The sequence below is a fragment of the Sulfitobacter sp. 1A12779 genome (assembly GCF_043557315.1).
In the GTDB taxonomy this organism is placed as follows: domain Bacteria; phylum Pseudomonadota; class Alphaproteobacteria; order Rhodobacterales; family Rhodobacteraceae; genus Sulfitobacter; species Sulfitobacter faviae.
The window spans coordinates 37,330-61,106 of the sequence record NZ_JBIFFU010000008.1 but is presented as its reverse complement, the minus strand read 5'-3'; the positions used below and the strand labels follow the sequence as shown (position 1 = coordinate 61,106).

General features: G+C 63.9%; 25 protein-coding genes. 7 read left to right on the top strand and 18 right to left on the bottom strand.

The genetic code is table 11. The features are described from left to right. The 6 genes from ACGYLQ_RS11100 to ACGYLQ_RS11075 form a co-directional block, all read right to left on the bottom strand. Positions 1-795: a ScpA family protein gene (locus ACGYLQ_RS11100; protein WP_209217704.1), complete on the bottom strand. Its 795-nt coding sequence runs from the start codon at positions 793-795 to the stop codon at positions 1-3. Further along, complete coding sequence (gene nagZ / locus ACGYLQ_RS11095) at positions 788-1,795, bottom strand: beta-N-acetylhexosaminidase (protein ID WP_394442972.1); 1,008 nt, start codon at positions 1,793-1,795, stop codon at positions 788-790. Before nagZ ends, ACGYLQ_RS11100 begins: the two co-directional genes overlap by 8 nt. After that, complete coding sequence (locus ACGYLQ_RS11090; RefSeq protein ID WP_394442970.1) at positions 1,795-2,805, bottom strand: SPOR domain-containing protein; 1,011 nt, start codon at positions 2,803-2,805, stop codon at positions 1,795-1,797. Before ACGYLQ_RS11090 ends, nagZ begins: the two co-directional genes overlap by 1 nt. A 79-nt stretch (positions 2,806-2,884) precedes the next feature. Then, positions 2,885-4,630: an arginine--tRNA ligase gene (argS, locus tag ACGYLQ_RS11085; RefSeq protein ID WP_067265857.1), complete on the bottom strand. Its 1,746-nt coding sequence runs from the start codon at positions 4,628-4,630 to the stop codon at positions 2,885-2,887. Positions 4,631-4,736: 106 nt separating this feature from the next. Further along, positions 4,737-5,357, bottom strand: coding sequence for a hypothetical protein (locus ACGYLQ_RS11080; RefSeq protein WP_394442969.1), 621 nt, complete (start codon positions 5,355-5,357; stop codon positions 4,737-4,739). Between the two features lie 48 nt (positions 5,358-5,405). Further along, the gene (locus ACGYLQ_RS11075) at positions 5,406-6,563 is read right to left on the bottom strand and encodes a deoxyguanosinetriphosphate triphosphohydrolase (RefSeq protein ID WP_394442967.1); all 1,158 of its coding nucleotides are present in this window, start codon (positions 6,561-6,563) and stop codon (positions 5,406-5,408) included. 96 nt (positions 6,564-6,659) lie between these two features. Between ACGYLQ_RS11075 and ACGYLQ_RS11070 the strand changes: the two genes are divergently transcribed. Continuing rightward, positions 6,660-6,983 carry an iron-sulfur cluster assembly accessory protein gene (locus tag ACGYLQ_RS11070; RefSeq protein ID WP_209217699.1) on the top strand — a complete coding sequence of 108 codons (324 nt, stop codon included), beginning with the start codon at positions 6,660-6,662 and terminating at the stop codon, positions 6,981-6,983. A gap of 15 nt (positions 6,984-6,998) precedes the next feature. Here the strand turns inward: ACGYLQ_RS11070 and ACGYLQ_RS11065 are convergent, their stop codons facing one another. Both ACGYLQ_RS11065 and ACGYLQ_RS11060 read right to left on the bottom strand, forming a co-directional pair. Continuing rightward, on the bottom strand, positions 6,999-8,057 hold the full coding sequence (locus ACGYLQ_RS11065) for a DUF6902 family protein (protein ID WP_394442965.1): 1,059 nt from the start codon (positions 8,055-8,057) through the stop codon (positions 6,999-7,001). A 57-nt stretch (positions 8,058-8,114) separates the two neighbouring features. Further along, positions 8,115-8,372: a hypothetical protein gene (locus ACGYLQ_RS11060; RefSeq protein ID WP_394442963.1), complete on the bottom strand. Its 258-nt coding sequence runs from the start codon at positions 8,370-8,372 to the stop codon at positions 8,115-8,117. A gap of 347 nt (positions 8,373-8,719) precedes the next feature. On the opposite strand from ACGYLQ_RS11060, the gene xth reads away from it, so the two are divergent. After that, the gene (xth, locus tag ACGYLQ_RS11055) at positions 8,720-9,502 is read left to right on the top strand and encodes an exodeoxyribonuclease III (RefSeq protein ID WP_271691414.1); all 783 of its coding nucleotides are present in this window, start codon (positions 8,720-8,722) and stop codon (positions 9,500-9,502) included. Between the two features lie 2 nt (positions 9,503-9,504). Here the strand turns inward: xth and ACGYLQ_RS11050 are convergent, their stop codons facing one another. After that, positions 9,505-10,089 (bottom strand): HNH endonuclease, encoded by a 585-nt coding sequence (locus tag ACGYLQ_RS11050; protein ID WP_067265843.1) that lies wholly within the window; start codon positions 10,087-10,089, stop codon positions 9,505-9,507. Between the two features lie 145 nt (positions 10,090-10,234). On the opposite strand from ACGYLQ_RS11050, the gene ACGYLQ_RS11045 reads away from it, so the two are divergent. Then, positions 10,235-10,678, top strand: a complete 444-nt coding sequence (locus ACGYLQ_RS11045; protein WP_394442961.1) for a VOC family protein — start codon at positions 10,235-10,237, stop codon at positions 10,676-10,678. Here the strand turns inward: ACGYLQ_RS11045 and ACGYLQ_RS11040 are convergent. The 3 genes from ACGYLQ_RS11040 to ACGYLQ_RS11030 are packed head-to-tail and all read right to left on the bottom strand — an operon-like array spanning position 10,675 to position 12,712. Next, the gene (locus tag ACGYLQ_RS11040; protein ID WP_067267442.1) at positions 10,675-11,340 is read right to left on the bottom strand and encodes an alpha/beta hydrolase; all 666 of its coding nucleotides are present in this window, start codon (positions 11,338-11,340) and stop codon (positions 10,675-10,677) included. The two genes, ACGYLQ_RS11045 and ACGYLQ_RS11040, sit on opposite strands and share 4 nt — an antisense overlap. Next, on the bottom strand, positions 11,337-11,969 hold the full coding sequence (locus ACGYLQ_RS11035; RefSeq protein ID WP_394442959.1) for a DNA-3-methyladenine glycosylase family protein: 633 nt from the start codon (positions 11,967-11,969) through the stop codon (positions 11,337-11,339). The genes ACGYLQ_RS11040 and ACGYLQ_RS11035 overlap by 4 nt, the downstream gene beginning before the upstream one ends. After that, positions 11,966-12,712 carry a precorrin-6A/cobalt-precorrin-6A reductase gene (locus tag ACGYLQ_RS11030; protein ID WP_394442957.1) on the bottom strand — a complete coding sequence of 249 codons (747 nt, stop codon included), beginning with the start codon at positions 12,710-12,712 and terminating at the stop codon, positions 11,966-11,968. Before ACGYLQ_RS11030 ends, ACGYLQ_RS11035 begins: the two co-directional genes overlap by 4 nt. A gap of 123 nt (positions 12,713-12,835) precedes the next feature. Here ACGYLQ_RS11030 and ACGYLQ_RS11025 point away from each other — a divergent pair, with 123 nt between their 5' ends. After that, positions 12,836-14,047 (top strand): MFS transporter, encoded by a 1,212-nt coding sequence (locus ACGYLQ_RS11025; RefSeq protein ID WP_394442955.1) that lies wholly within the window; start codon positions 12,836-12,838, stop codon positions 14,045-14,047. A gap of 4 nt (positions 14,048-14,051) precedes the next feature. Here the strand turns inward: ACGYLQ_RS11025 and ACGYLQ_RS11020 are convergent, their stop codons facing one another. From ACGYLQ_RS11020 to cysS, 4 genes are all read right to left on the bottom strand, one after another. Further along, positions 14,052-14,816: a squalene/phytoene synthase family protein gene (locus ACGYLQ_RS11020; protein ID WP_394442954.1), complete on the bottom strand. Its 765-nt coding sequence runs from the start codon at positions 14,814-14,816 to the stop codon at positions 14,052-14,054. Then, the gene (locus ACGYLQ_RS11015; protein WP_394442952.1) at positions 14,813-15,532 is read right to left on the bottom strand and encodes a class I SAM-dependent methyltransferase; all 720 of its coding nucleotides are present in this window, start codon (positions 15,530-15,532) and stop codon (positions 14,813-14,815) included. The genes ACGYLQ_RS11020 and ACGYLQ_RS11015 overlap by 4 nt, the downstream gene beginning before the upstream one ends. Next, on the bottom strand, positions 15,529-17,145 hold the full coding sequence (gene cimA / locus ACGYLQ_RS11010; RefSeq protein ID WP_394442950.1) for a citramalate synthase: 1,617 nt from the start codon (positions 17,143-17,145) through the stop codon (positions 15,529-15,531). The genes ACGYLQ_RS11015 and cimA overlap by 4 nt, the downstream gene beginning before the upstream one ends. Positions 17,146-17,341: 196 nt before the next feature. Beyond that, positions 17,342-18,712, bottom strand: a complete 1,371-nt coding sequence (cysS, locus tag ACGYLQ_RS11005) for a cysteine--tRNA ligase (RefSeq protein ID WP_394442948.1) — start codon at positions 18,710-18,712, stop codon at positions 17,342-17,344. Between the two features lie 272 nt (positions 18,713-18,984). Here cysS and ACGYLQ_RS11000 point away from each other — a divergent pair, with 272 nt between their 5' ends. Next, positions 18,985-20,166, top strand: a complete 1,182-nt coding sequence (locus tag ACGYLQ_RS11000; protein WP_394442947.1) for a pyridoxal phosphate-dependent aminotransferase — start codon at positions 18,985-18,987, stop codon at positions 20,164-20,166. 67 nt (positions 20,167-20,233) lie between these two features. Here the strand turns inward: ACGYLQ_RS11000 and ACGYLQ_RS10995 are convergent, their stop codons facing one another. Continuing rightward, on the bottom strand, positions 20,234-20,833 hold the full coding sequence (locus ACGYLQ_RS10995; protein WP_394442945.1) for an outer membrane protein: 600 nt from the start codon (positions 20,831-20,833) through the stop codon (positions 20,234-20,236). 448 nt (positions 20,834-21,281) lie between these two features. Here ACGYLQ_RS10995 and ACGYLQ_RS10990 point away from each other — a divergent pair, with 448 nt between their 5' ends. Both ACGYLQ_RS10990 and ACGYLQ_RS10985 read left to right on the top strand, forming a co-directional pair. Further along, positions 21,282-22,652: a phosphatidylserine/phosphatidylglycerophosphate/cardiolipin synthase family protein gene (locus ACGYLQ_RS10990; protein WP_394442943.1), complete on the top strand. Its 1,371-nt coding sequence runs from the start codon at positions 21,282-21,284 to the stop codon at positions 22,650-22,652. Continuing rightward, entirely contained in the window at positions 22,649-23,359 is a 711-nt protein-coding gene (locus ACGYLQ_RS10985) for an endonuclease/exonuclease/phosphatase family protein (protein ID WP_394442941.1), read from the top strand. The genes ACGYLQ_RS10990 and ACGYLQ_RS10985 overlap by 4 nt, the downstream gene beginning before the upstream one ends. A 6-nt stretch (positions 23,360-23,365) precedes the next feature. On the opposite strand, the gene ACGYLQ_RS10980 is transcribed toward ACGYLQ_RS10985, so the two are convergent. Further along, on the bottom strand, positions 23,366-23,704 hold the full coding sequence (locus ACGYLQ_RS10980; protein WP_394442939.1) for a hypothetical protein: 339 nt from the start codon (positions 23,702-23,704) through the stop codon (positions 23,366-23,368). Positions 23,705-23,777 lie beyond the last annotated feature (73 nt).

Sequence of the window (23,777 nt, the reverse complement as noted above, 5' to 3'; positions counted from 1 at the left end):
TCAATCCTTCTTGCGCAGTTGGATGGGGGCGAAAATCTCTTTTTGCCGGATCTCCATATGCCCCTCTTTGACAAGTTGCAAAGAGGCGGCAAATGTCGCTGCCGTGGCCGAGCGGCGGCGTTCCGGGTCGCTTTCCCAGCCCTCGGGCAGGTAGCTGTTCAGATCGCCCCAATCGCCCGCATAGCCGATCAGCCCGCGCATGCGGTCCAGGGCCTCTTCCATGGTGAAGACCTTGTCGCGGTCCATCACGAAGGGGCGGAAATCCTCACGCGTGCGGGTGCGCGCATAGCCCTGCATCAGGTCCAACAGGGTCGCGGTATAGGTGACCTTTTTGACGCTGGTGATCTCTTGGGTCTGGCCGCGGGCAAAGAAGTCTCGGCCAAGCTGATCCCGCGCCATCAGACGCGCGGCGGCGTCGCGCATGGCCTGCAAACGTTCCAGTTGGAAGGCCAGATGCGCGGCCATTTCCTCGCCCGATGGGCCCTCTTCGGTCGGGTCCGGGGGCAGCAGCAGGCGCGACTTCAGGAAAGCCAACCACGCCGCCATTACGAGGTAATCCGCCGCCAGTTCCAGCCGCAACTCCTTTGCCCGTTCGACAAAGGCCAGATACTGCCGCGCCAGTTGCAGCACCGAGATCTTGCGCAGATCGACCTTTTGCGTGCGGCTCAGCGACAGCAGCAGGTCGAGCGGCCCTTCATAGCCTTCGACATCGATGATGAAGGCTTCGGCGGCCAGCCGGTCGGCCACGGTGCTGCCCGCCCCGCCCCGGTCTTCCTGAAATGTCGTGTCAGCCATGCAATGTCCCGCCCAGAAGCGTCTCAAGCTGGGCGCTGAGGGCGTCGATGTCAACGTCATCGGGGGTTTGCCGCGCATCCATCGCGCGCAGGGCGCGGGTTTGGGCGGCGGGCGTCATCTCACCCGCGGCTTCCGCCACGGCGCGGCGGTCTTCGAGCGGGCCATTGCAGAAAAGTGCCACGTCACAGCCCGCCGCGATGGCGGCGCGGGTGCTTTCCGCTGGAGTCATTTGCAGCGCTTTCATCGAAATGTCGTCGGTCATCACGAGGTTGTCGAAGCCGATCTCTTCTCGGATCAGCCGCATCACCTCGGGCGACAGGGTCGCCGGGGCATTGTCCAGCGCGTCATAGACCAGATGCGCGGTCATCCCCATCGGCAGGTCGCGCAGGCTGCGGAAGGGGGCGAAATCGACCGCCTCCAGATCGATCCGGCGGGCCGCAACCCGGGGCAGATCGTGGTGGCTGTCAAGCGTCGCGCGGCCATGGCCGGGCATGTGCTTCATCACCGGCAAGACCCCTCCGGCCAGCAGCGCATCCGCCACGGCGCGGCCAATCTCGGCCACCTGCCCCGGCGTTTCGCCGTAGCAGCGGTTGCGCAGGAAACGGTGCGTGTTTGGCCCGGCCACATCGATCAGCGGGGCGCAGTTGCTGTCGATCCCGACGCTGTGCAGCTCGTGGGCGATGATCCGGTACATCAAGTAGAAGGCTTGGCGCGCTTGATTGCGTGCGCGGGCGGCGAGATCCATCGGCGGCAGCCAATCGCGCCAGTGGGGGGCGCGCATACGCTGCACGCGGCCGCCCTCTTGGTCGATGGTGATGACGGCATCATGCCCCGCCGCCTCGCGCATCTCTTCGCAGAGCGCGCGGAGCTGGTCGGGGCTGTCGATGTTGCGGGCGAAGAGGATAAAGCCAAAGGGCCGCACGTCCCGAAAGAACGCCTTTTCCTCAACGCTGAGCCGATGGCCCGTCGCGTCGAGGATCGTGGCCCCGAAGGGGCGCATCAGCGCATCACCACCGGGATGCAATCCGCGTTTTCGGCCACGAGGGCCGAGCAGAAGCGGCGTGCGTCGGCGATGTCATTAAAGCCCATGGCACGCAGGCGGTAGAAGACCCGCCCGCCGCTGGTGGCCTTTTGCACGACGCGGCTCTTGCCTTCGAGATAGGCACCGAAACGGCCCTGCAAACGGTCCCATTGTTCGCGCGCCACCTCGGGGCTGTCAAAGGCGCCAAGCTGGGCCATGCGGGTGCCAGCGGGCAGCGATGCGGGATCGACTTCGTGGGTGGCCGCGGCAACTGGATTAGGTTGCACGGCGGCGGGTGTCACCACGGCACCGCCCGCCGGACGGCGGCGCGGACGCAGGGAGTTGCGCACGCCCGGCGCGTTCAGCACGGCCTTGACTACTTTTGGCTGCACGGAGGTATCGGCCAGCGCCATCGCCACGGCGGCATCGACAGGATCGCCAGCGGCGGCCTCCTCACCGGTGAGCGGTGCCACGCCATTGGTCAGTTGCGCCACGAGATCTTGCACATTGCCCGAGCGGATCGCTTCGGAGGCGTCGATCAGGTCGCCGTCATCCTCACGCGCCACGGCCGGCGTCGCGTTACCTTGTGTCTTTGCGGCAACCATTGCCACTTTGACGGGCTGGTCTTCGTCTTGCAATTCGATCTGGCGCGGCGCGAGGCGCAACTCATCCGCCGGGCGCCCGGCGCTGCCTTCGGCAGCGACCACATTGACGGAAAGCCCTTGATGACGGGCCAGTTCCCCGCCCGGCTCTTCGGGGCGCACGCGCATCTCGCCTTCGATCGCGCGGACCACCGGGATGCCGGTCACATCACGCACAAGCAGTTTGTAGCCCCAGACACCGATTCCCGCCACAAGCGCCAAGGAAACCACCGCGCCCGCGATATTGGTGAGCGTTGTCAGGGTCTTGGGCGCGCTGCCCACTGCGTAGCTATGCGCGGAATCGGGCGCATAGCCCGCCGTCGTCGGGGAAGACGTGAAATCTGCCATCTCTGCCTCTTTGCCCGGCGTGATACATCGCCACGCGGGTCTGGTCATGGGGTTGCCTGTTTTCGGCGCGCTGGTGCGGTTACCGCATCTCCTGCGCCGGTGTGACCCCGAGAATACCAAGACCCGCCGCAATTACAATCGCAACGGCACGCGACAGCGCGATTTTTGCCTGCGACGTGGCCGCGTCCCCTTCTTGCAAGGCGCGCAAGCCATCCTCGGACCGGCCCAAGTGGTAGAGGCTGTGGAAATCAGAGGCCAATTCATAGAGGTAGAAGGCCACCCGGTGCGGCTCATTGCTGCGCGCGGCGGTCTCGACCAAACGGGGCCATTCGGCAAGCTTGCGCAGCAGGCCGATCTCGGCCTCGTGGTCGAGCTTGGACAGGTCCGCGTCCAGCAGCGTGGCATCCGCCACCTCGATCCCCGCCTCTTCGGCTTTGCGCAGGATCGACGCGACCCGCGCATGGGCGTATTGCACGTAAAAGACCGGGTTCTCGCGGCTTTGCTCCAACACCTTGTCGAAATCGAAGTCGAGCATCGCGTCGTTCTTGCGCGTCAGCATGACAAAGCGCGTCACATCAGGGCCGACCTGATCCACCACATCGCGCAGGGTCACGAAAGTCCCTGCCCGTTTGGACATCTTGAACGGCTCGCCGTTTTTGAAAAGCTTCACCAGCTGCGTCAGCTTGATATCGAGCGGCACATGCCCGTCGCTCAGCGCCGAAACCGCCGCTTTCATCCGTTTGACGTAGCCGCCATGATCCGCGCCAAAGACATCGATCAGCATGTCGAAATCACGGCTGACCTTGTCATAGTGATAGGCGATATCGGGGGCGAAATAGGTCCAAGACCCGTCGGACTTCTTGACCGGGCGGTCCACATCGTCGCCATGTTCGGTGGATTTGAACAGGGTCTGTTCGCGCGGTTCCCAATCGTCAGGCTTCTTACCCTTCGGCGGCTCCAACACGCCTTCGTAGATCAACCCTTTGGCTTCGAGCGAGGCGATGGCCGCTTCGATCTGACCCGTGCCATAGAGCGATTTTTCGCTATAGAAGACGTCCATCTCGACACCCAGTGCCGCCAGATCGTCGCGAATGAGGTTCATCATCGCGTCGGTTGCGAATTCGCGGATATCGTCCAGCCATTCGCTTTCCGGCTGGTCGACCAGTTTGTCGCCGTACATCTTGGCCAGCGCTTCGCCCAGCGGGATCAGGTAATCGCCGGGATAGGTGCCATCGGGAAAGGCCACCTCTTTGCCATTGGCTTCGAGGTAGCGCAGATAGACCGAACGGGCGAGCACATCGACCTGCGCACCGCCATCGTTGATGTAGTATTCCCGCGTCACGTCATAGCCCGCGAAGTCCAGCAGGCTCGCCAGCGCATCGCCAAAGACCGCGCCCCGGGTGTGGCCCACATGCAGCGGCCCCGTCGGGTTGGCCGAGACATATTCAACGTTCACCCGCTGCCCGGCGCCAAGGATCGCGCGGCCGAAGTCGGTGCCTTGGCTCAGCACCTGACGGGCCACGTTCTGCCAGACCGAAGGCGCAAGACGCAGGTTGATGAACCCCGGTCCCGCCACTTCGGCAGAGGTGATGCGCGGATCGTTTTGCAATTGCGCGGCCAGTGCCTCGGCGATGTCGCGCGGCTTCATTCCCGCAGGTTTGGCCAGCACCATCGCGGCATTGGTGGCCATGTCGCCATGGGCCGCGTCACGCGGCGGCTCAGCGGTGATCGGGTCAAAGTTCAGGGTCGCAGGCAGGGCTTCCTGCGCGACCATCTGTTCCAGCGTCGCAATGATGAGATGGCGAATTTCGGCAAATAGGTTCATGTCGGGTATCCTTGTTCCCCGCCCGTTTATCATGTGCGGGGGTGCAGTCAATCAAGCGTCGGGCCGTCGCGGCCCAAGATCAGGAGTGGCGTTTGAGCCGGTTTGGTCAGCCGAGGTCAAAACGCCCGCTTCGGAGCCGTCGACCCGCCTCGGAGCCGAGGAACAGCGCGCTTTCCGCTGCAAGCTCTGCCTGCCCCTCGGGCACGGTGATGAGATGGAAATGCAGTCCCCGCGGCCCGAACACCTTGTCGAGCGCGGCATTGGCCGCTTCAAACGCGCCGATCATGGCATGCCCGGCCAGCGCCAATGGTTGGCTTGGCCGCGGCAGGACGGTCACCACCGCCCCCTGCCCGGCCACCAGACCCCGGCCCAAGGCACGCATCATGGCCGAAAGCCCGCGGATCTGCGCATCCGTGCCTTTGCAGCAATCCTCTGGGTCGAGCGGCATCAGGTTCAGCACCATATGCAGCGGCGTGCCGCCCCAATTGCGGTGCAACGGCTCAAACCGCGCGACAAGATCGCCGGCCAGCGCCAGCGCTTCGACACGTTCTGCCGATTGGCTCATCAACCGCGCCAGCACCGTGGGGTCGCGGTCCATCGCCACGACTTCCGCCCCCAGATCCGCCGCGCGTTTGGCCACCGCAGGCCCCGGCGCTTGCCCCGCCGAGAGGATCGCGAAGGTCGCGTCACCGGCCAGACTTTCCGGCAGAACGGGGGTTTGTATCATGTCATCTCACCTATGGATCATCAAAAGAAGACTACCATGCCGCGAAGACTAGCGGAAGCTGCGCAGGTCGCTGCCGAAGAGACGGGCGTGTTCTTGCAGGGCGAAACGGTCGGTCATGCCCGCAATGTAATCAGACACCATCCGCGCCAGCGTGGTTTCATCCTCTGCCGCCTCAATCGCCGCCGCCCAATGGCGCGGCAAGAGGTTGGGCTGCGACAGGAACAGCGGGAACAGGTCTTCGACCACCTTGGTCACTTTCTCGCGATTCTCCATCACCGAGGGGGCGCGATACATGCGGGTGAAGAGAAACTTGCGGATCTCGCGCAGGTCTTGCCAGACGGGGTCTGAGAAACGGATCACCGGACGCCCCAGATTTCGGATGTCGTCAGGGGATTTCGCCCCTGGGTCTTTCAGCAGTTTGGCCGAGGTTTCAATCACATCGCCGACCATAACCCCGAAAACCCGCCGCAGCGCCTCGTGACGGCGGCGGTAGCTGTCGGTCTCGGGGTAGAGCCGGTCAACCTCGGCGTAGGCGGGGCCGACCATGGGCAGTTCGGCAATCTCACTTTCGGTGAACAGCCCCGCGCGCAGACCGTCGTGCAGGTCGTGGTTGTTATAGGCGATGTCATCGGAGAGCGCGGCGACCTGCGCCTCGGCGCTGGCATGGGTGTCCAGTTCCAGATCGTGCCGCGCGTTGTAATCGGCCAGCGCATGGGGCACCTCACCCGTCACCGGCCCGTTGTGTTTCGCGATGCCTTCCAGCGTGTCCCACGTCAGGTTTAGCCCGTCGAATTCGGCATAGTGCCGCTCCAGCGTGGTGACGATCTTGATCGCCTGCGCGTTGTGATCGAAGCCGCCGTAGGGCTCCATCAGCTTGTGCAGCGCATCTTCGCCAGTGTGGCCAAAGGGCGTGTGGCCCAGATCATGGGCCAGCGCCACCGCCTCGGTCAGCTCGCCATTCAGACGCAGCGCGCCTGCGATGGTCCGCGCCACCTGCGCCACTTCAATGGAATGGGTCAGACGGGTGCGGAAATAGTCGCCCTCATGCTCCACAAAGACCTGCGTCTTATGTTTGAGCCGCCGAAAGGCGGAAGCATGAATGATCCGGTCCCGATCCCGCTGATAACAGGAGCGAAAAGTGCTTTCCTCTTCCGGCACCAACCGTCCCTTGGCGGTGTCCGGATCAGAGGCGAATTCTGCGCGCATCGCGGCTGGTCCTCTCTCGCGGTCCTTGTGACCTGTCCTTGTGCTTTCTATATGTTAGAGGAACGCGAAAGAAAACCGATGCATCGGAGCCCGCAGATGAACCTGCCCCCCAAAGTCACCCCCCGCGCCTTTGAACGCCTCGCCGAGATCGGGGCCGCAGACGAAGGCAAGGCCCTGCGCATCGCTGTCGAAGGCGGCGGCTGCTCGGGCTTTCAATACGACATCGCGCTGGACGAGCCCGCCGAAGATGATCTCATTCTCGAAGGCAGCGGTCAGAAGGTAGTGGTCGATAGCGTCTCCCTGCCGTTTCTGGCCGACGCCGTGATCGATTTCACCGAAGAGTTGATCGGCGCGCGTTTCACCATCGAGAACCCCAATGCGACGGCGGCCTGCGGCTGCGGCACGTCCTTTTCGATGTAGGTCTGTCGGGCGCGGCTAACCGCGCGCCCGGGCGAACCCCTCGAAGAATTCGTCGAAATAAGGCCCGGCGCGTTCGGCGCGCAGCAGGGTCGCGTGGCTCTTCGGGCAAAGATACGACAGCACATGCGGGCGCATCTGCCCCCAGTCAGCCCGGCGGTTCGCGCCCATGTCGTTGAGACAGGCCGCCAGCGGGCGCAGGGCCCCTGCCCCCTTTCGGCCTTTATGAAAACGCAATGCGCCTTTTGGGATATCGGTGGATCGCATCGGGCGGCCCGCAATCTGCATGGCCCAGCCGGTGACAAGCCATTCGTGGTATTCGTCCTGCAAAGGCGCGCCTTCGTCGGCGTACACCCGCATGCCACGATGGCTGGCGGCAATGGCATCCTCCCACAGGGGGCTGGCGGCCTGCCCGGCAAAACGTAGGGCGGCGCAGACCTCGGCCAGCAGGTCCATATCTTGATCGAGAAAAGCCAGCAGCCCCGTGAAATGCAGGCTTTTCAGCGCGGCCTTAGGCAGGTCGGGGGGCCGGCGGCCATAGTCCGACAGGTAGAAAACGATATGGGTCAACTCATAGGCCGCCTTGCGATTGGGCATGGCAAAAGTGGCACTGCGGGCGATAAAATCGCGCAACCGTTGACCAAGCGCCCCGTCCTCCACCCGTGGCCCGACACGCCGACGGCGCAGCAGACGGCGTGCCTCGGCCCGTTGCAGATCCGACAGTTCCGCCCCCTCCAGCCCCGCCCGCGCAACCTTGGCGCAAAGGGCTGCGCCGTAGTGCCGAGGCAAACCGAGGTCTTCGAGGTCGAGGCAGATCGACAGGATGAAACGGTAATACTGAGGAAAATCGCGCAGCAGGTCCAGGCAGCCCTGCTGGAAGGCCGCGAGCGGCTGAAGCGCCGCGGTGTCGAGCGTGGTCCCCGTGCTCGCCAGCGCCCCGAGCAGTTCGGCGTTTTCCTTCAGCCAAAAGACATCTCCCTGCGTGCGACGCCCCTCTGCGAAAGCTTGGATCAGCCGGGCCGTTTGAATGGCCGGGCCTTGGCTTTCGTCAGGTCTGAGCAGAACAACATTGGTCATCGCATGGCCTCCGACAGGGGGAACGGCGGGCGACAAAGCCGCCCGCTTGAAAGGGCTTCAGCCGCTGAAGGGCAGCACCTCAGCCGGGGCGAGGCCAGTGGTGAACAGGCCGACCCCGCCGCCTTGCGTGATGCTGCTGCCGTCCTGCTGTAACCCAGTGGTGAAGATCTCGACCCCTTCGCCCAACAACATGTCACCGCCCCCACGGTTGAGGCCGGTGGTGAAAAGGCCAACACCGGCGCCGAGCGTCATGGGATTGTCCTCTGTCTGAGGGGCTGTTACGGGGGCGAAGTCGCGTGCAAAAATAGCAGTCATAGTATGGTCCTTTCAAAGGGCTTTGCAATTTAAAGATGTAGTTATTCGACTGATGCACGTTAAGCGTGTCGATCCAAGCATTTTCCAGCTAACGCATTGTACTGAAACACTTATCCACATTAAGGTCGCGCCACAGTTTCACCTTAATTCTCAATTTCTCTTGCGCCCTGTGGAGAAAAAGAAATGCCGCCCACAGGGCAGGATCGAGACAATACGGGCAACCGCCTCGCGGACTTTCTATAATAGCGAGAAATCGGATCAGAGAATCACCTTAAGCGCGCAAGCCTTCCCCTTGCTCCGCGACGCCAATTGCGCGATAGCAGTCGGACGTCGAAAGAGGGCCGGATATGAAGATCGCGAGTTTCAACATCAACGGTATCAAGGCCCGCGCGGCGGCCCTTCCCGATTGGCTAGACGAGGCGCAGCCGGACGTTGTCGTGCTGCAAGAGATCAAGTCGGTGGATGAGGCTTTCCCCCGCGAAATGCTCGAAGAGCGCGGCTATAACGTCGAAACCCACGGGCAGAAGTCCTTTAACGGCGTGGCGATCCTGTCGAAACTCCCGCTTGAGGATGTGACCCGCGGCCTGCCGGGTGATGATGCCGATGATCAGGCCCGCTGGATCGAAGCAACGGTGGTGGGCGACGATATGGCGCTGCGGGTCTGCGGGCTCTACCTGCCCAATGGCAACCCGGCGCCGGGGCCGAAATATGACTATAAACTCGCATGGATGGCGCGGCTGCAAGCCCGAGCCGAAGCGCTTCTGGCCGAGGAAACGCCCTTCCTCATGGCGGGGGATTACAACATCATCCCGCAGGCCGAGGATGCTGCCAAACCCGACAGCTGGCGCGAAGATGCCCTCTTCCGCCCCGAGTCCCGCGCCGCGTGGCGGCGGCTGGTGAACCTTGGCCTTACGGACGCTTTCCGGGCGCGCACCCAAGGGCCGGGGCATTACTCCTTCTGGGATTATCAGGCGGGTGCGTGGAACCGCAACAACGGCATCCGCATCGACCACTTCCTCCTGTCGCCCACCGTGGCCGACCGGCTGCGCGATTGCCAGATCGACCGCGACGTGCGCGGGCGCGACAAGCCTTCGGATCACGTGCCGATCTGGGTAGAGTTGGATATCTGAGGTCAGGCCTCCAGCTCGGCATCCCAATAGAGAAAATCCATCCAGCTTTCATGCAGATGGCCGGGCGGGAATTTGCGCCCCATATTGCGCAGCTCTTCGGCGGCGGGCTGCCGCGGCGGTTTGCGCAGGGCAAGCCCCGTGCGGTGCAGGGGCCGCGAGCCTTTGCGCAGATTGCAAGGGCTACAGGCGGCGACCACGTTTTGCCAGCTTGTCACCCCACCGGCGGCGCGCGGCACCACATGGTCAAAGGTCAGATCGCCCTTCGCGCCGCAGTATTGGCAGCGGAATTCATCCCTCAGAAATAAATTAAAGCGCGTGAAGGCCACGCGCTTTTGAGGTTTGACATAGTCTTTAAGAACGACAACCGAGGGGATCCTGATCACCGTAGAGGGGCTGCGCACCACCTCGTCATATTCGGCGACGATCTCGACCCGGTCGAGCCATTTGGCCTTTACCGCCTCCTGCCATGGCCAGAGCGACAGCGGGTAATAGGATAAAGGTCGGTAATCCGCGTTGAGCACCAGCGCGGGGTGGTGTTTGAGCGCCGCCGGGTGGCGGGTAAATTCGGTCCTGAAATCGCCGTCCATCTGGTCGCGTCCTCTGCCCGTTTTAGTCACTATATCTCGCGGTTTCTCTCTGGCAAGACAAAGGTGAACCACTAGATGTCGCCGGTTTTGCCCAAAGATTACGACAGAGGCGTGACAGATGGGCAGAGTTTGTTAACCTTGTGGCATGTCGATAAGCCCCCTGCCCGATGCGCCCGCCCCGCAATCCCTGCTCGAAGCCGCCGTCTATGTCGATGATCTGGACGCGGCGCGGGGGTTTTACCGCGACATTCTGGGACTGAAACTGTTTCAGGAGATGCCGGGCCGGCATATGTTCTTTGCGCTCGGGCCCTCGGTCTTGCTGGTCTTCAACCCCACCGCCACGGCCCAGCCGCCCGGCAATCCGAAAATGCCGGTGCCGCCCCATGGGGCGCGCGGCCCGGGGCATGTCTGCTTTGCAATGAAACGCGATTTGATCGCCGCGATGGAGGCGCGGCTGCGAGCCGCCGGGGTCGAGATCGACACCAGTTTTGATTGGCCCAACGGGGCGCGCTCACTCTATGTGCGCGACCCCGCTGGCAATTCGGTCGAGTTCGCCGAACCCTGGCTTTGGGACGAGATGAAGGGTTAAAGCCCCAGTTTGTCGCGCATGAAGGCCAGCGCCACGCTCAGCCCATCGGGCGCGATGCCATGACCAGTCCCCTTCATCACATGGGCGTAAACGTCTTGCCACCCCGCCTCTTGCAGCGCTTCGGCGGCCTGCGGCAGGGATTGCGGCGGCACCACGTCATCGGCATCCCCATGGACCAGCAGCACCGGCGGTTTGACCTGCGCCTCCTCGGCCAGCGCTTCGGGGTTGAGCAGACGGCCCGAGAAGGCCACGATCCCCGCCACCGCATCTTCGCGGCGCGGAGCCACATGCAGCGACATCATCGTGCCTTGGGAAAAGCCGAAGAGCACGACCTGTTCGGGCAGCACGTCTTCGTCGACCATCAGCGCGTCGAGAAAAGCGTCGAGGTCTTCGACCGCGCTCATCATGCCGCGCATCGATTCCTCTTCGGATGATCCGTCGATCCAAGGGATTGGGAACCATTGATAGCCCATGGGCGCACCGGCGCAGGCCTCGGGCGCGTCGGGAGCGACGAAAAGCGTGTCGGGCAAATGCTCGCTCAGCGGATCGGCAAGGCCCAGCAAGTCAGCGCCATTCGCGCCATAGCCATGCAGGAACACCACCACCGACCGTGTGGTGCCAGAGACCGGCGCGCGGCGCTCGGCGTTCAAAACCCGTGTCATGACAATCCTTCCTTTTGTTTCAACACCCGGTAGTAGGCAAAGAGCAGCCGCGCCGCAACCGACCGCCAAGGTGACCATGCGGCGGCCATTGCGGAGAGGTCTTTCGGGCTAGGGCGGGCAGGCAAATCGAAGAGCCCCCGCGCCGCCTCTTGCAGCGCAAGGTCGCCGCTGGGAAAGATATCGCGGCGGCCAAGGCAGAACATCACATAGATCTGCGCCGTCCATGGCCCGATGCCCGGCATGTCGAGCAGCGCGGCGATGACCGCGTCATCGGGCAACCCGTGCAGCGCGTCGAAGTCGAAATCACGTTCCGCCAAGGCCAACACATAGCGCGCCTTGGGGCGGCTCAGCCCCGCAGCGCGCAGGCCGTCGTCTCCCGCACGCAGGACGTTTTCGGGCCGATCCAACCCCGCCGCGACAAGCCGCGTATAGATCGCCCGCGCCGAGGCCACGCTCACCTGCTGCCCCACAATGATGTCGAGCAGCCCCGCGAAACCGGGCGGGCGCAAGCGCAAGGGCAGCGGGCCGGTCTGGGCCAGCGCCATGGCGAAACGCGGCTCCCGTTCGGCCAGCCATGCCGCGCCTTCGGCCACATCGGCGTCGCAGGTGATGGGCCGCGCGAGGCTCATAGCTGTGCCACCCAATCCAGCATCGCGTCGAGATCGGTTAGACAAGGCGCGCCCTTTGGCAGTGGCGGTCTGTCGATCAGGATCACCGGCAGGCCGAGCGACAGGGCAGCATCGACCTTCGGGCGGCTGGCCTGCCCGCCGAGGTTGCGGCAAATCAGCAGGTCGACGCCGAGGTCGCGGAACAATGCCGTTTCACTCTCCACGGTGAACGGCGGATCGCCAAAGATCAGGTCGACAAAGTCAAAGGGCGCGGCGCGGTCATGGCGGCTCGTCTGTCGCAGCATGAGGCGCGCGCCCTTGAACGGTTGGAACGCTGGCAGGCTGGCCCAACCAGTCGCGGCAAAGACGCGGGCAGCGGGCGGCACGGCACGGGCGGCGGCCGCGACATCCGGCACTGAATGGAGCAGCGGGTTGTCCAGCGGCCAAAGGGGGCGCGAAAAGCTGACGAAGGGTTTGCCCAGAGACGTGGCGGCGGCATAGCCTGCGTGGCTCAGCCCCGCATCGAATCCGTGGCTGAGATCGAGCACCGCATCAAAGCCCGCCATATCGCGCCGCAGCGCCGCGGCATCCCCGGCATCGCGCATCTCAGAGGCCACCGGCATCGGATTGCCGCCGCGCGGCGGCTCCGTGAGCCAAGCGGTGACCCGATGCCCGGCCTGCGTCAAGGCATGGGCAAGCTGCCGCGCTTCGGCGGTGCCAGCGAGCAGAAGGAGGGTCAGCGAAGGGCGAACGGCGGCGGTCATCGGCGCGATCATCGGCGAGCTTGCCGCCGGGCGCAAGCGGGATCGGCGGCGCAAAAACCGATGCCGGGCTTGCCCTGACCCAAGGGCAGGGCTACCCCTTGGCGGGAAGTGAGGAATTCAGACATGATCGACGACAGACGCGCGCGGCGCAACGTAGCGGTGCTGGTGGCAGCACAGGCCTTTCTCGGGGCGCAGATGCCGATGATTTTCCTTGTCGGAGGTCTTGCCGGGCAGTCGCTTGCGACGAACGTCTGTCTTGCCACTTTGCCGATCTCGATGATCGTTCTGGGCTCCATGCTTTCGGCCACGCCGGTCTCGGCCATCATGCAGCGCTATGGCCGCCGGGCGGGGTTCTTTCTGGGCGCGGCGGGCGGTGCTTTGGGCGGCGCGGTCGCCGCCTACGGGCTTTATCTCGCGTCCTTTCCGGTTTTCCTGCTGGGGTCGCTTCTGACGGGCATCTATATGTCGGCGCAGGGGTTTTATCGATTCGCCGCCGCCGATACCGCCTCGGATGATTTCCGGCCCAAGGCGATTTCCTATGTCATGGCGGGCGGTCTTGTCTCGGCCATCATCGGGCCGCAGCTTGCCACGGCCACGTCGATGAGCCTCGTCGTGCCCTTCCTTGGCACCTATATGGCCGTGGTGGCGGTGAACCTTATCGGGGCGCTGTTGTTTCTCTTCATCGACATTCCGAAGCCGCCGATCCCGGCCCATGACGCGCCTAAGGGCCGCAGCCGGTGGGAGCTTTTGACCACGCCGCGCATCGCCGTAGCGGTGATCTGCGCCATGGTGTCCTATGCCTTGATGAACCTCGTGATGACCTCGACCCCGCTGGCTGTCGTCGGCTGCGGCTATAGCCAAGACAGCGCGGGCTATGTGGTCACCGGCCATGTGCTGGCGATGTTCGCGCCGTCCTTCTTTACCGGCCATTTGATCAACCGTTTTGGGGTTGAGCGGATCATGGGCCTTGGCATCGCGATCCTTGCCGCCGCCGGGGTGGTCGCGCTTCAGGGGGTGGAACTGGGCAACTTCTTTGTCGCGCTGATCCTTTTGGGGCTGGGCTGGAACTTAGGCTTCATCGGGGCCACCACGATGCTTGCCGGCGCGCATGAGCCGCATGAGCGCGGGCGGATGCAGGGCCTGAACGACCTACTGGTGTTCGGCGGCGTGACCGTGGCCTCGCTGGCCTCGGGCGGGCTGATGAACTGTTCGGGCGGTACGGCGCAGGAAGGCTGGGCGGCGGTGAACCTTGCCATGGTGCCCTTCTTGGTGCTGGCGGGCGGGTCGCTGATCTGGCTGGTGCTGCGCAGCCGCAAGGAAACGCAGCTGAGCTAAGCGCCTACCAGCGCGACGCCAAGGCCCGCAGCGCGAAATGGCGGCGCGGGTCAGGCAGCGCAGCTTGTGAGACCTTTTCCGGCGCATCCACCGCGGCCCTCAACACCGGCCCCGCATGGGCGGCAGGCAGCAGCGCCGCGCGCGCGGCTTTGGGGATCTTCCCCCGATTGGCCCGCGCCGATTTCAGCCGGTCGAGCGCCCCCTTGGCGAGGGCCGAGACTCCCTCTGCCGTGCCGTCCAACAGCGGAACGCGGCCCGCCTCTTCCAAGTTCGGAATGGCGCAGAGCCATGCGGCGATGCCAGTGGCGTAGGCCGCATCCCGCACCACCGCTTCATCCGTCGCCCCAAGGCGGCGGGCGGCGACCCACATCAGATGGCCTGCAGTTTGCTCAATATAGCGCTCGAAATGCGCGGCATCCTCGAAAGGGTCTTTGTAGATGTCCCACCGCCGCGCGGCGACGAGTTCATCGAGCAGTGCGGCATCCTCTGGCGCAATCGCAGGGGCCAGCGGCGTGGTCACCTCATGCCGCCTGACGGGGCCGCCCTTGGCGATCTCCTCCAGCGCGTCGCGCCACCATTGCAGGCGCATCTCGGCGATCATCGTCTCTTGGGTGACCCATGGGGCGCGGGCCACTTCGACGTTGAAGGCATAGAGCGGGAAGAGCAGCTTGCGCGTCTCGACGGGGGCGGCCATGGCGGCGCGAAAGCGCCACGGGTCGGCGCGCTCTACCATGGCGGCGCAGGCGTTCAGATCGGCGTCAAAGGTCATGCGGGGCGCGCCACCGTCAGAAGATAACCGAACTCATCCCGATGCGCGCGCCAGCAGGCGATCTCCGCCTCGGCGGCGTCGAGCACTTGGGCCAAATCATCATCCGCAGCGGGGCGCAGCTTTTCGATCCGCCTCTCCAAGGGGGTGTAGTAATTCTCCCAAGCCTCATCCGACAGGACACGGGTCGCCACGACCTCATAGCCCGCCGCGCGGACCCGCTCGGCAATGCCCTCTGCATCGCTCATCGCAGGGTAGTCCGCCCATTGCGCGCGGGCCTCTTCCGACGGGCTATCCGTCAGCCAGCAGGGTTCGGAGAAGGCCACCACCCCGCCCGCCCGCAGCGATTTGCGCCAACGGGTCAGCGCCTCGGTCACGCCAAGGAAATAGACCGCACCGGCGCACCAAATGAGATCATATTCATTGGCGATGGCGGCCATATCGGCGCGCAGCAGGATGACATTGCCATCGGCCACGAAACGGCCCCGCGCGGTGTCGACGAAATGCGCAGTTTGATCGAGCGCCGTCACATGGCCCTGCGGGATCGCCGCGCGCAGGGCGCCGATGTCGCTACCGGGGCCGCAGGCCACATCGGCAATCTCGGCCCGCGCGGGCAGGTCGACCTGCTCCACGGCCCAGCTCACATCCGCAGGCTCCCCCGGCCCTTCGCGCGGCAGATCGCGATGGAGAGTGAAAAAGGCGGTCATATCATCTGTCATTGGGCGCGGTCCCGGATCAATTTCCAACGTATCGCATCAAGCAGCGCTTCGAATGAGGCGTCGAGTATGTTGGCGCTGACGCCCACGGTGGACCAGCGCCGCCCCTGCCCGTCTTCGCTGTCGATGATGACGCGGGTGGTGGCTTCGGTGCCGCCTTGGGTGATGCGGACTTTGAAGTCAACCAGACGCATGTCATCCAGAAGGCTGCTGTATTTGCCCAAGTCCTTGGCCAGTGCCTTGGACAGCGCGTTGACCGGGCCACGGTCCGCGCCATCCTCGTCCAGCGATTCCGAGACCGAGAGCCGTTTTTCCCCGTCCACATCGATCACCACGACCGCTTCGGAAAGGCTGACCATCCGGCCTTCAGCATTGCGGCGGCGTTCGACGGTGACGCGGTAGCGCTCGACCTCGAACAGATGCGGCAACTGGCCCATCACGTCGCGGGCCAGCAGTTCAAAGCTCGCCTGCGCGGTGTCATAGGCATAGCCCTGCGCCTCGCGGTCCTTGACCACCTCCAAAATCCGGCCAAGCGCCGGGTCGCCCTTGGCGACCGAAAGGCCCGCATCGCTCAGCCGTTTGCGCAGGTTGGATTGCCCGGCTTGGTTCGACATCGGAATGACGCGCGTATTGCCGACCAGCGCGGGGTCGATATGCTCATAGGTGCTGGGGTCTTTGGCAATGGCGCTGGCATGCAGCCCCGCCTTATGCGCAAAGGCCGAAGACCCGACGAAGCCTGCCTGTTTCATCGGCACGCGGTTGAGGATCTCATCCAACATGCGGCTGGTGCGCGTGAGCCCGCGCAGCGCCTCAGGGCTTACCCCGATCTCATAGCGGCTGGCATAGGGCTCTTTCAGCAGCAGGATCGGGATCAGGGTGGTGAGGTTGGCGTTGCCACAACGCTCCCCCAGCCCGTTGAGCGTGCCTTGGATCTGCCGCGCGCCCGCATCCACGGCAGCCAGCGTGCAGGCCACGGCGTTTTCGGTGTCGTCATGGGTGTGAATGCCCAGATGATCCCCCGGGATGCCCGCCGCGATCACGGCGCGGGTGATCTCGCCAATCTCATCGGGCAGCGTGCCGCCATTGGTGTCGCAAAGGACGATCCAACGCGCGCCCGCCTCATAGGCCGCGCGGACCGCTTCCAACGCGTAGTCGGGATTTGCCTTGTAGCCGTCAAAGAAATGCTCGGCGTCGAAGAGCGCCTCCCGCCCTTGGGCGACCAGATGGGCGACGGATTTGGCGATGTTGTCGGTGTTCTCGGCCAGCGTGATGCCGAGGGCGGTTTTGACGTGGAAGTCATGGGTCTTGCCGACAATGCAGACGGATTTGGTGCCTGCGTTGAGCACGGCGGCCAGCACGTCGTCATTCTCAGCCGACATGCCCGCGCGTTTGGTCATGCCAAAGGCAGTGAGCCTTGCCCGCGTCGGTGGGGCCGCGTCAAAGAAGGCGCTGTCGGTCGGATTTGCCCCGGGCCAGCCGCCTTCGATGTAATCCACGCCAAGCGCATCGAGCGCGCTGGCGATTTGACGTTTCTCATCGGTGGAGAACTGCACGCCTTGGGTCTGTTGCCCGTCGCGCAGGGTGGTGTCGTAGAGGCTGAGGCGCGCGCGGGTCATGAGGTAGCCCTCCTGCCACGAACCTCAGCAGAGGTGCGCAGGCGCCATGCCCGACCTCGGGAGGGCCGTGCCGAATAGAACAACCGGCGCTTTGACACTCTCTGATCACAGCGCGCGCGGCAGATGTTGTGATATGCCCTCCCGGGGGGGAGGTCGGGCATGGCGCATGCGCGCCGGGGGGCGGTTGGGGCTATGGTCACAACAACCCCTCCAACTGGCCCCGGTCAAAGCTCGGCGGTGGGGTCAGCTTCACCCCATCCTTGCTCATCTGCACCTCGATTCCGACCGAGGTCAGCGCTTTTTTGATCCGGTCCACCTCGGCGAAATCCTTGGTCTCCATCGCAGTGGCGCGGGCATCGCTGAGGAAGGCTTCGATATCGGTCAGATCCAGCGCCTGAACCGCGGCCCATTCGGGGATCAGATCATCCAGCAGCCCCAAAAGCGACAGCGCCCCGCGCAAGCCTGCCGTATCGCCCGCGTTGGACAGACGGTGGCATTCGGTCAAAGCGCCGTGGGTGTTAAGATCATCGGCCAAAAGCGCCACCAGTTCAGGCCCGGGCGTCGCGGCCTCGGCCTCTGCCGCCTGAAGATACCATTTGCGCAGAGTTTTCTCGGCCTCCTCGCGCTTCTTCTCTGTCCAGTCCATCGGCTTGCGGTAATGGGTCGAGAGCATCACGAAACGGATGACCTCCCCCGGCACGCCTTGGTCGAGCAGATCGCGCACGGTAAAGAAGTTGCCCAAGGATTTTGACATCTTCTTGCCCTCGACCTGCAACATTTCATTATGCAGCCAGTAGTTGGCGAACCCGTGGCCCGCGCATTTCGACTGGGCGATCTCATTCTCATGATGCGGGAATTGCAGGTCGATGCCGCCGCCGTGGATGTCGAACCGCTCCCCCAACAGGTCATGCGCCATGGCGGAACATTCGATATGCCAGCCCGGACGCCCCTCACCCCAGGGGGAATCCCAGCCGGGGGTGTCTTCGTCCGAAGGCTTCCAGAGCACGAAATCCATCGGGTCTTCTTTATAAGGCGCCACCTCGACCCGTGCGCCTGCGATCATATCGTCGACCGACCGGCCCGAAAGAGCGCCATATTCGGCATATTTACGCACCCGGAACAGCACATGGCCCTCGGCCTCATAGGCGCAACCCTCATCCATCAGCCCGCGGATCATCGCGACCATCTGGGGGATATACTGCGTGGCACGCGGCATGTGATCGGGCTCCAAGGCGCCCACGGCGGCCATGTCATCCAGATACCACTGCGTCGTCTCGGCGGTGATCTCTCCAATGCTGCGCCCGCTTGTCGCGGCGCGAGCGTTGATCTTGTCGTCCACATCGGTGAAATTGCGCACGTAAGTCACATGCTGCGGCCCATAGACATGGCGCAGCAAACGGTAGAGCACATCGAACACGATCACGGGCCGTGCGTTGCCCAGATGCGCCCGGTCATAGACGGTGGGGCCGCAGACATACATCCGCACATTCTGCGCATCGATCGGGGTGAAATCCTCTTTCTTCCGGGTGGCGGTGTTGTGCAGCTTGATCGTCAGGTCACGGGTCATGGGCAGGCGTCCTTGCGCGGGTGTGACGCGGGCTTGGCATAGTTTTGTCAGAATGGGAATGACGTGAACAGCGGCCCGCGAGGATGTCTCAGCGGGTAATGCAGCAAATAATGAGCGTTGCGGTGTTCATGACCGGGTTGTAGCAAGCGCGCCGCCCTGCGCCAAGCCCCTTGTCCGGTTAAGTTTTATGCAAGCCCGCCCTCCGCCTTCCCGGCGCGGATTGACAAAGCCCCCAGGCTCTGCCCCCTTGTGCGGAAATTTTCGGAGGCATCATGGATAGATCATCGCGCATCAAAGGGGTTCTGGCCGGAGGGTCCGACGGTTGGGAAGTGTTTCACAAATCGCGCGCGATGATCGCGGCGGGGGTGCCGGTGACCGAGCTTACCATCGGCGAGCATGACATCCGCACCGCCGCCCCGATCCTGCAAGAGATGCACCACAGCGCCCTCGGCGGCCATACCGGCTATGCCGCCGTGCCGGGCACCGATGCCCTGCGCGACCGGATTGCGAAACGGGCCGAAGAGCGGACCGGCGTCCCAACGACCCGCGACAATGTGGTGGTCACCCCGGGCGGGCAAGCGGGGCTATTCGCGGCGTTCATGGCGGTCTGCGACCCCGGCGATGCGGCGCTCTACATCGACCCTTATTATGCCACCTACCCCGGCACCCTGCGTGCTGCCGAGGCACGGGCCGTGGCGGTCGAAGCACGGGCCGATCACGGGTTCCTGCCCCGCAGGGCGGATCTGGCGGCAGCCGCCGAGGGCGCAAAGGCCCTGTTGATCAACACGCCCAACAACCCGACCGGCGTGATCTATGGCCGCGAAACCTTGGAGGAGATCGCGCAGGTTTGCCAAGATCACGACCTCTGGCTGGTCTCGGATGAGGTCTATGACACGCAGATTTGGGAGGGCGCACATCTCAGCCCCCGCGCCCTGCCGGGCATGGAGGAGCGGACGCTGGTCATCGGCTCCATGTCGAAATCCCACGCGATGACCGGCAGCCGCTGTGGCTGGATCATCGGGCCCGAAGACATCATTGCCGACCTGATCGACCTTGCCACCCATACCAACTACGGCGTGCCGGGCTTCATTCAGGACGCGAGCGACTATGCCCTCGCCCAAGGTGCCGCTTTCGAAGAGGAAATCAGCGCCCCCTTCGCCCGCCGCCGCGCGCTGGCGCAGCGGGTCTTGAGCACTCAGAACGTGGTGCGTTCGGTGCCCTCGCAAGGGGCGATGTATTTGATGCTGGATATCCGCGCCACGGGCCTCAGCGGCAGCGAATTTGCCGATGCCCTTCTGGAAGACAAGCAGATCGCGGTGATGCCGGGCGAGAGTTTCGGCGCGGCGGCGGCGGGCCATGTGCGCGTGGCCATGACGATCGAAGACAGCGCCTTTGAGGCGGCTTTGCGCGACCTCTGCCGCTTTGCCGAAGGGCGCGCCAGCCGCGCCGCGTAAACAAAAAAGACCGGCCTCCTTACGGAAGCCGGCCCTTCATCAAAGCGGGTGATCCCGCCAAGACAGATCAGAAGCGCATGGAACCGCGCAGGGAGATCGTGGTCGCGTCCAGATCTTCGCCTGTGCCGCCTACGTCATCAAATTTGTGCTGCAACACTTCACCACCGACGGTGTAGCGGTCAGTCACTTTGTAGGTGACGCCCAGACCGGCGAAGGGGCCGGTTTCATCGCCAACGCTTGTGTCGGCACGGGCCGCACCTGCTGTTGCGTAAACCAGTGTCTTGCCGAAGTCGTAGCCGGCTTTGACCTTGGCGCGTGCTACGGAGTCCACATCGCCTGCGCCGTTGCCCAGATCGATGTCGGTCTTGTCGTAGTCGAGTTCGCCACCCAGAACGAATTTGCCGAAGTCATAGTCGTAACCGGCGTGGAAACCGTAGGACGTGTCGTCGCCGTCAAGGTTGCCGCTGTCGCTGTCGACGTCGGTCTGGCCGACCTGAAGACCGGTGTAGAAGCCTGTCCAGTCGCCATCAACGGCCACGGGTGTCGGCGCCGGTGTGAAAACCGGTGCTTCAACGGTGGTGTCTTCCAGCGAACCAGCTGCTGCGGCACCCGCGAAGACGCTGGATGCGATCAGGGCGATGCTGGCGATTGTTGTCGTGCGTTTCATGTTCTGCTCCTTAAATACAGGTGACCCCGCGATCCTCGCCGCAGGGTCACTCACGCAACGCCCCATTTAGGGTTGGGTTTCAGGTTTTTCAAATCACAGAATTGCGATGCGCTGATTGTCGCACATTTGCAACACACTCTCGGCTAGGCGCCGCTTATGTTATGTATCATGTGTCGAATTGGTCGCTGCTCAGACCCATTTTGGCCTGTTAAATCAGTGGGTTGATCCCGCAACACGAATTCCCGACCATGTTTGCCCTCACCGCAGCGAAAGTTCCGCCAGAGAAACGACCCCCAAGCAACTGCGCAAAAGAGGCTCCCCGATCAAAAGGCACTACCCCCCCCGGCCCCGCACCATTCCTGCACGCCAGACCCCGTCCGAGGCTTGCTGTCACCTCTGAACGCGTTATCTGCTTGTATTGTCAGCAAGAAGGAGCAGGCCCCACCCCATGTCTTGGATCACCACCCATCTGGAAATCGTCATTATCGTGATCCTGACGCTGATGGCGGCGATCGTGATCTTGCAACAACGCCGCACGCCGCAATCCACCGCCGCTTGGTTGTTGTTCATCATCGTGCTGCCTTGGGTTGCGGTGCCGCTTTTTCTGGCGCTTGGCTTTCGCAAACAATCCTCGCGCTACACGCCGGTGCATTTTTTGAAAGGCGATACCGGCGGCCCGCCGCCCCGCCCTGTGGATACGCTTGACGCAACGATGCAGTATTTCGGCCTGCCCGCCGCCGTCCATGGCCAAGACCTGCGGCTCTTGGGCGACCCGACGGCGGCCCATGAGGCCGTGATGGCGCTGATCCAAGGGGCCGAGAAACGGCTCGACGTGCTCTTTTACATCGTGGCCAATGATGACACCGGGCGCATTTTCGTCGACGCGCTGACCGAACGCGCCAAGGCGGGCGTGAAGGTTCGGCTGCTGATGGACCGTTTGGGCACCCTGCGCGGCCCGACAGCCGCCCTGCGCCGCCTACGCGACGCGGGCGGCGATGTGCGCTTCTACTCTCCGCTACTGCAACTGCCGGGCTCGGGCCATCTGAACCTGCGCAACCATCGCAAAATGATCATCGCCGATGATGCGCGGGTCTTTTCCGGGGGCATGAACATCGGCGCGCATTACCTCGGACCTGCGGCCTTGGAGGATGGCTGGACCGATCTGGCCTTTCTGCTTGAGGGGCGCGCGGTGCAGAGTTTCGGCGATGTGTTCCGCTCAGACTGGGGGGTGGCCAGCGGGGAGGCTTTGGACCCGGCCCCCTCGATCGCGGCCCATACGGGCGGGACGGCAACGGTGCAGCTCGTGCCCTCCGGCCCCGATATCGCCGAAGACCCGCTGCATGACGGACTGATCCGCGCAATTCATCTGGCCGAGGCGCGGATTTGGCTGGTGACCCCCTATTTTGTCCCGACCGAAGCCCTCGGTTCGGCTTTGACCACCGCGGCCCGGCGGGGTGTGGATGTGCGGGTACTGGTCCCCGAACGCTCAAACCAACGGATGGCCGATTTCGCGCGGGGCGCCTATCTGCGCGATCTGCATGAGGCGGGCGGCCATGTGCTCTATTACCAGCCCGGAATGATCCACGCCAAAGCCGGGATCATCGACGATCTGGGGCTGGTCGGCACGGCCAATTTCGACGTGCGCAGCATGCTGCTGAACTTCGAGGTCACGCTTTTCGTCTATGACGCGGCCTCGGTCGCGAAGCTGCATGATTGGTTCGAACATCTCTCCGAGCATTGCGCCATGGAAAGACCGCCCAGCGGGATGTTCCGCAGGGTGGCCGAAGGGCTGTTTCGTCTGGGAGCGCCCGTCCTATGATCCCCGCCGTCGCCCCGCAATCGCTGCGCATCGTGAGCTATAACATCCGCAAGGCCATGGGCACCGACCGGCGCCGCGATCCTGAGCGGATCCTGCGGATCATCCGCAGTCTGCATGCCGATGTGGTGGTGCTGCAAGAGGCCGACCGCCGCCGCGCGCCGCGCCCCTCGGCCCTGCCGCTCGACCGGGTTGAAGCGGTGACGGGCCTGCGCCCTCTGCCCACGCCGAGCGACGTGAGCATCGGCTGGCATGGGAATGCCGTTCTGGTCCGCCCCTCGGCCAAGATCGACCGGGTGGCGCATCTGACCCTGCCGGGTGTGGAGCCGCGCGGCGCCATGGTGGCCGACTTGCATCTCGGGGCGCGTCAATTGCGCGTGATCGCCTCGCATCTCGGTCTGCTGCGTCCGTCGCGCAAGGAGCAGCTGAGCGCCATGATCGCCCATCTCGACGCCTGCGCCGCCTGCCCCACGCTGATCGCGGGCGACCTGAACGAATGGTCGCAAAAGGTGGGGCTGGGGCGTTTGGCGAAACGGTTCACCATCCATGCGCCGGGCAAGAGCTATCACGCGCGGATGCCCGTGGCCTTTCTAGATCGCATCGCCTTGGACCAACATCTTACCGTGCGCCAAGGCGGTGTGATCGAGACGGCCCAGACCCGCCGCGCCTCTGACCATCTGCCGATCTGGCTCGACGTGGCGCATCGCTAGACGCCCTCACCCCGTGGCCCAAGCCAATTCGCCCACCATCATGTTGCAGGCCTGTTGCGGGGTCGAGAAAGCGACCTGCATATCAAAGGCCATGCGCACATCCGCCCGCGCCTTTGCAATCGTGGCATCCGTCGCCCCAAGCCGCCGGGCAGTGGCAATGTTCTGGTTCGCGTCATGCCGCAGCTTGCGCACGCTTTCATAGCCGCCCGCAAAACCCGCACATTGTTTCGCCGTCAACTCCGCCGCCGCCGCTTTACGCGCCGCGGCCTCCATCGGTGAGGCCGGAGGTTCCACACAGCCCGCGAGCATGCTGGCGAGAAATCCCGATATAATAAGACGTTTCATCAAATTCTCCCTTTCACGACCTTGATAGGGAGAGACTGGTTTAATTTCGGTTAACGTAATTGTAGAAATTCGA

Bases quoted from the DNA above. Each gene is read 5' to 3' on its own strand.
- ACGYLQ_RS11100 (WP_209217704.1), bottom strand. From the start codon at position 795: ATGGCTGACACGACATTTCAGGAAGACCGGGGCGGGGCGGGCAGCACC.
- nagZ (WP_394442972.1), bottom strand. From the start codon at position 1,795: ATGCGCCCCTTCGGGGCCACGATCCTCGACGCGACGGGCCATCGGCTC.
- ACGYLQ_RS11090 (WP_394442970.1), bottom strand. From the start codon at position 2,805: ATGGCAGATTTCACGTCTTCCCCGACGACGGCGGGCTATGCGCCCGAT.
- argS (WP_067265857.1), bottom strand. From the start codon at position 4,630: ATGAACCTATTTGCCGAAATTCGCCATCTCATCATTGCGACGCTGGAA.
- ACGYLQ_RS11080 (WP_394442969.1), bottom strand. From the start codon at position 5,357: ATGATACAAACCCCCGTTCTGCCGGAAAGTCTGGCCGGTGACGCGACC.
- ACGYLQ_RS11075 (WP_394442967.1), bottom strand. From the start codon at position 6,563: ATGCGCGCAGAATTCGCCTCTGATCCGGACACCGCCAAGGGACGGTTG.
- ACGYLQ_RS11070 (WP_209217699.1), top strand. From the start codon at position 6,660: ATGAACCTGCCCCCCAAAGTCACCCCCCGCGCCTTTGAACGCCTCGCC.
- ACGYLQ_RS11065 (WP_394442965.1), bottom strand. From the start codon at position 8,057: ATGACCAATGTTGTTCTGCTCAGACCTGACGAAAGCCAAGGCCCGGCC.
- ACGYLQ_RS11060 (WP_394442963.1), bottom strand. From the start codon at position 8,372: ATGACTGCTATTTTTGCACGCGACTTCGCCCCCGTAACAGCCCCTCAG.
- xth (WP_271691414.1), top strand. From the start codon at position 8,720: ATGAAGATCGCGAGTTTCAACATCAACGGTATCAAGGCCCGCGCGGCG.
- ACGYLQ_RS11050 (WP_067265843.1), bottom strand. From the start codon at position 10,089: ATGGACGGCGATTTCAGGACCGAATTTACCCGCCACCCGGCGGCGCTC.
- ACGYLQ_RS11045 (WP_394442961.1), top strand. From the start codon at position 10,235: ATGTCGATAAGCCCCCTGCCCGATGCGCCCGCCCCGCAATCCCTGCTC.
- ACGYLQ_RS11040 (WP_067267442.1), bottom strand. From the start codon at position 11,340: ATGACACGGGTTTTGAACGCCGAGCGCCGCGCGCCGGTCTCTGGCACC.
- ACGYLQ_RS11035 (WP_394442959.1), bottom strand. From the start codon at position 11,969: ATGAGCCTCGCGCGGCCCATCACCTGCGACGCCGATGTGGCCGAAGGC.
- ACGYLQ_RS11030 (WP_394442957.1), bottom strand. From the start codon at position 12,712: ATGACCGCCGCCGTTCGCCCTTCGCTGACCCTCCTTCTGCTCGCTGGC.
- ACGYLQ_RS11025 (WP_394442955.1), top strand. From the start codon at position 12,836: ATGATCGACGACAGACGCGCGCGGCGCAACGTAGCGGTGCTGGTGGCA.
- ACGYLQ_RS11020 (WP_394442954.1), bottom strand. From the start codon at position 14,816: ATGACCTTTGACGCCGATCTGAACGCCTGCGCCGCCATGGTAGAGCGC.
- ACGYLQ_RS11015 (WP_394442952.1), bottom strand. From the start codon at position 15,532: ATGACAGATGATATGACCGCCTTTTTCACTCTCCATCGCGATCTGCCG.
- cimA (WP_394442950.1), bottom strand. From the start codon at position 17,145: ATGACCCGCGCGCGCCTCAGCCTCTACGACACCACCCTGCGCGACGGG.
- cysS (WP_394442948.1), bottom strand. From the start codon at position 18,712: ATGACCCGTGACCTGACGATCAAGCTGCACAACACCGCCACCCGGAAG.
- ACGYLQ_RS11000 (WP_394442947.1), top strand. From the start codon at position 18,985: ATGGATAGATCATCGCGCATCAAAGGGGTTCTGGCCGGAGGGTCCGAC.
- ACGYLQ_RS10995 (WP_394442945.1), bottom strand. From the start codon at position 20,833: ATGAAACGCACGACAACAATCGCCAGCATCGCCCTGATCGCATCCAGC.
- ACGYLQ_RS10990 (WP_394442943.1), top strand. From the start codon at position 21,282: ATGTCTTGGATCACCACCCATCTGGAAATCGTCATTATCGTGATCCTG.
- ACGYLQ_RS10985 (WP_394442941.1), top strand. From the start codon at position 22,649: ATGATCCCCGCCGTCGCCCCGCAATCGCTGCGCATCGTGAGCTATAAC.
- ACGYLQ_RS10980 (WP_394442939.1), bottom strand. From the start codon at position 23,704: ATGAAACGTCTTATTATATCGGGATTTCTCGCCAGCATGCTCGCGGGC.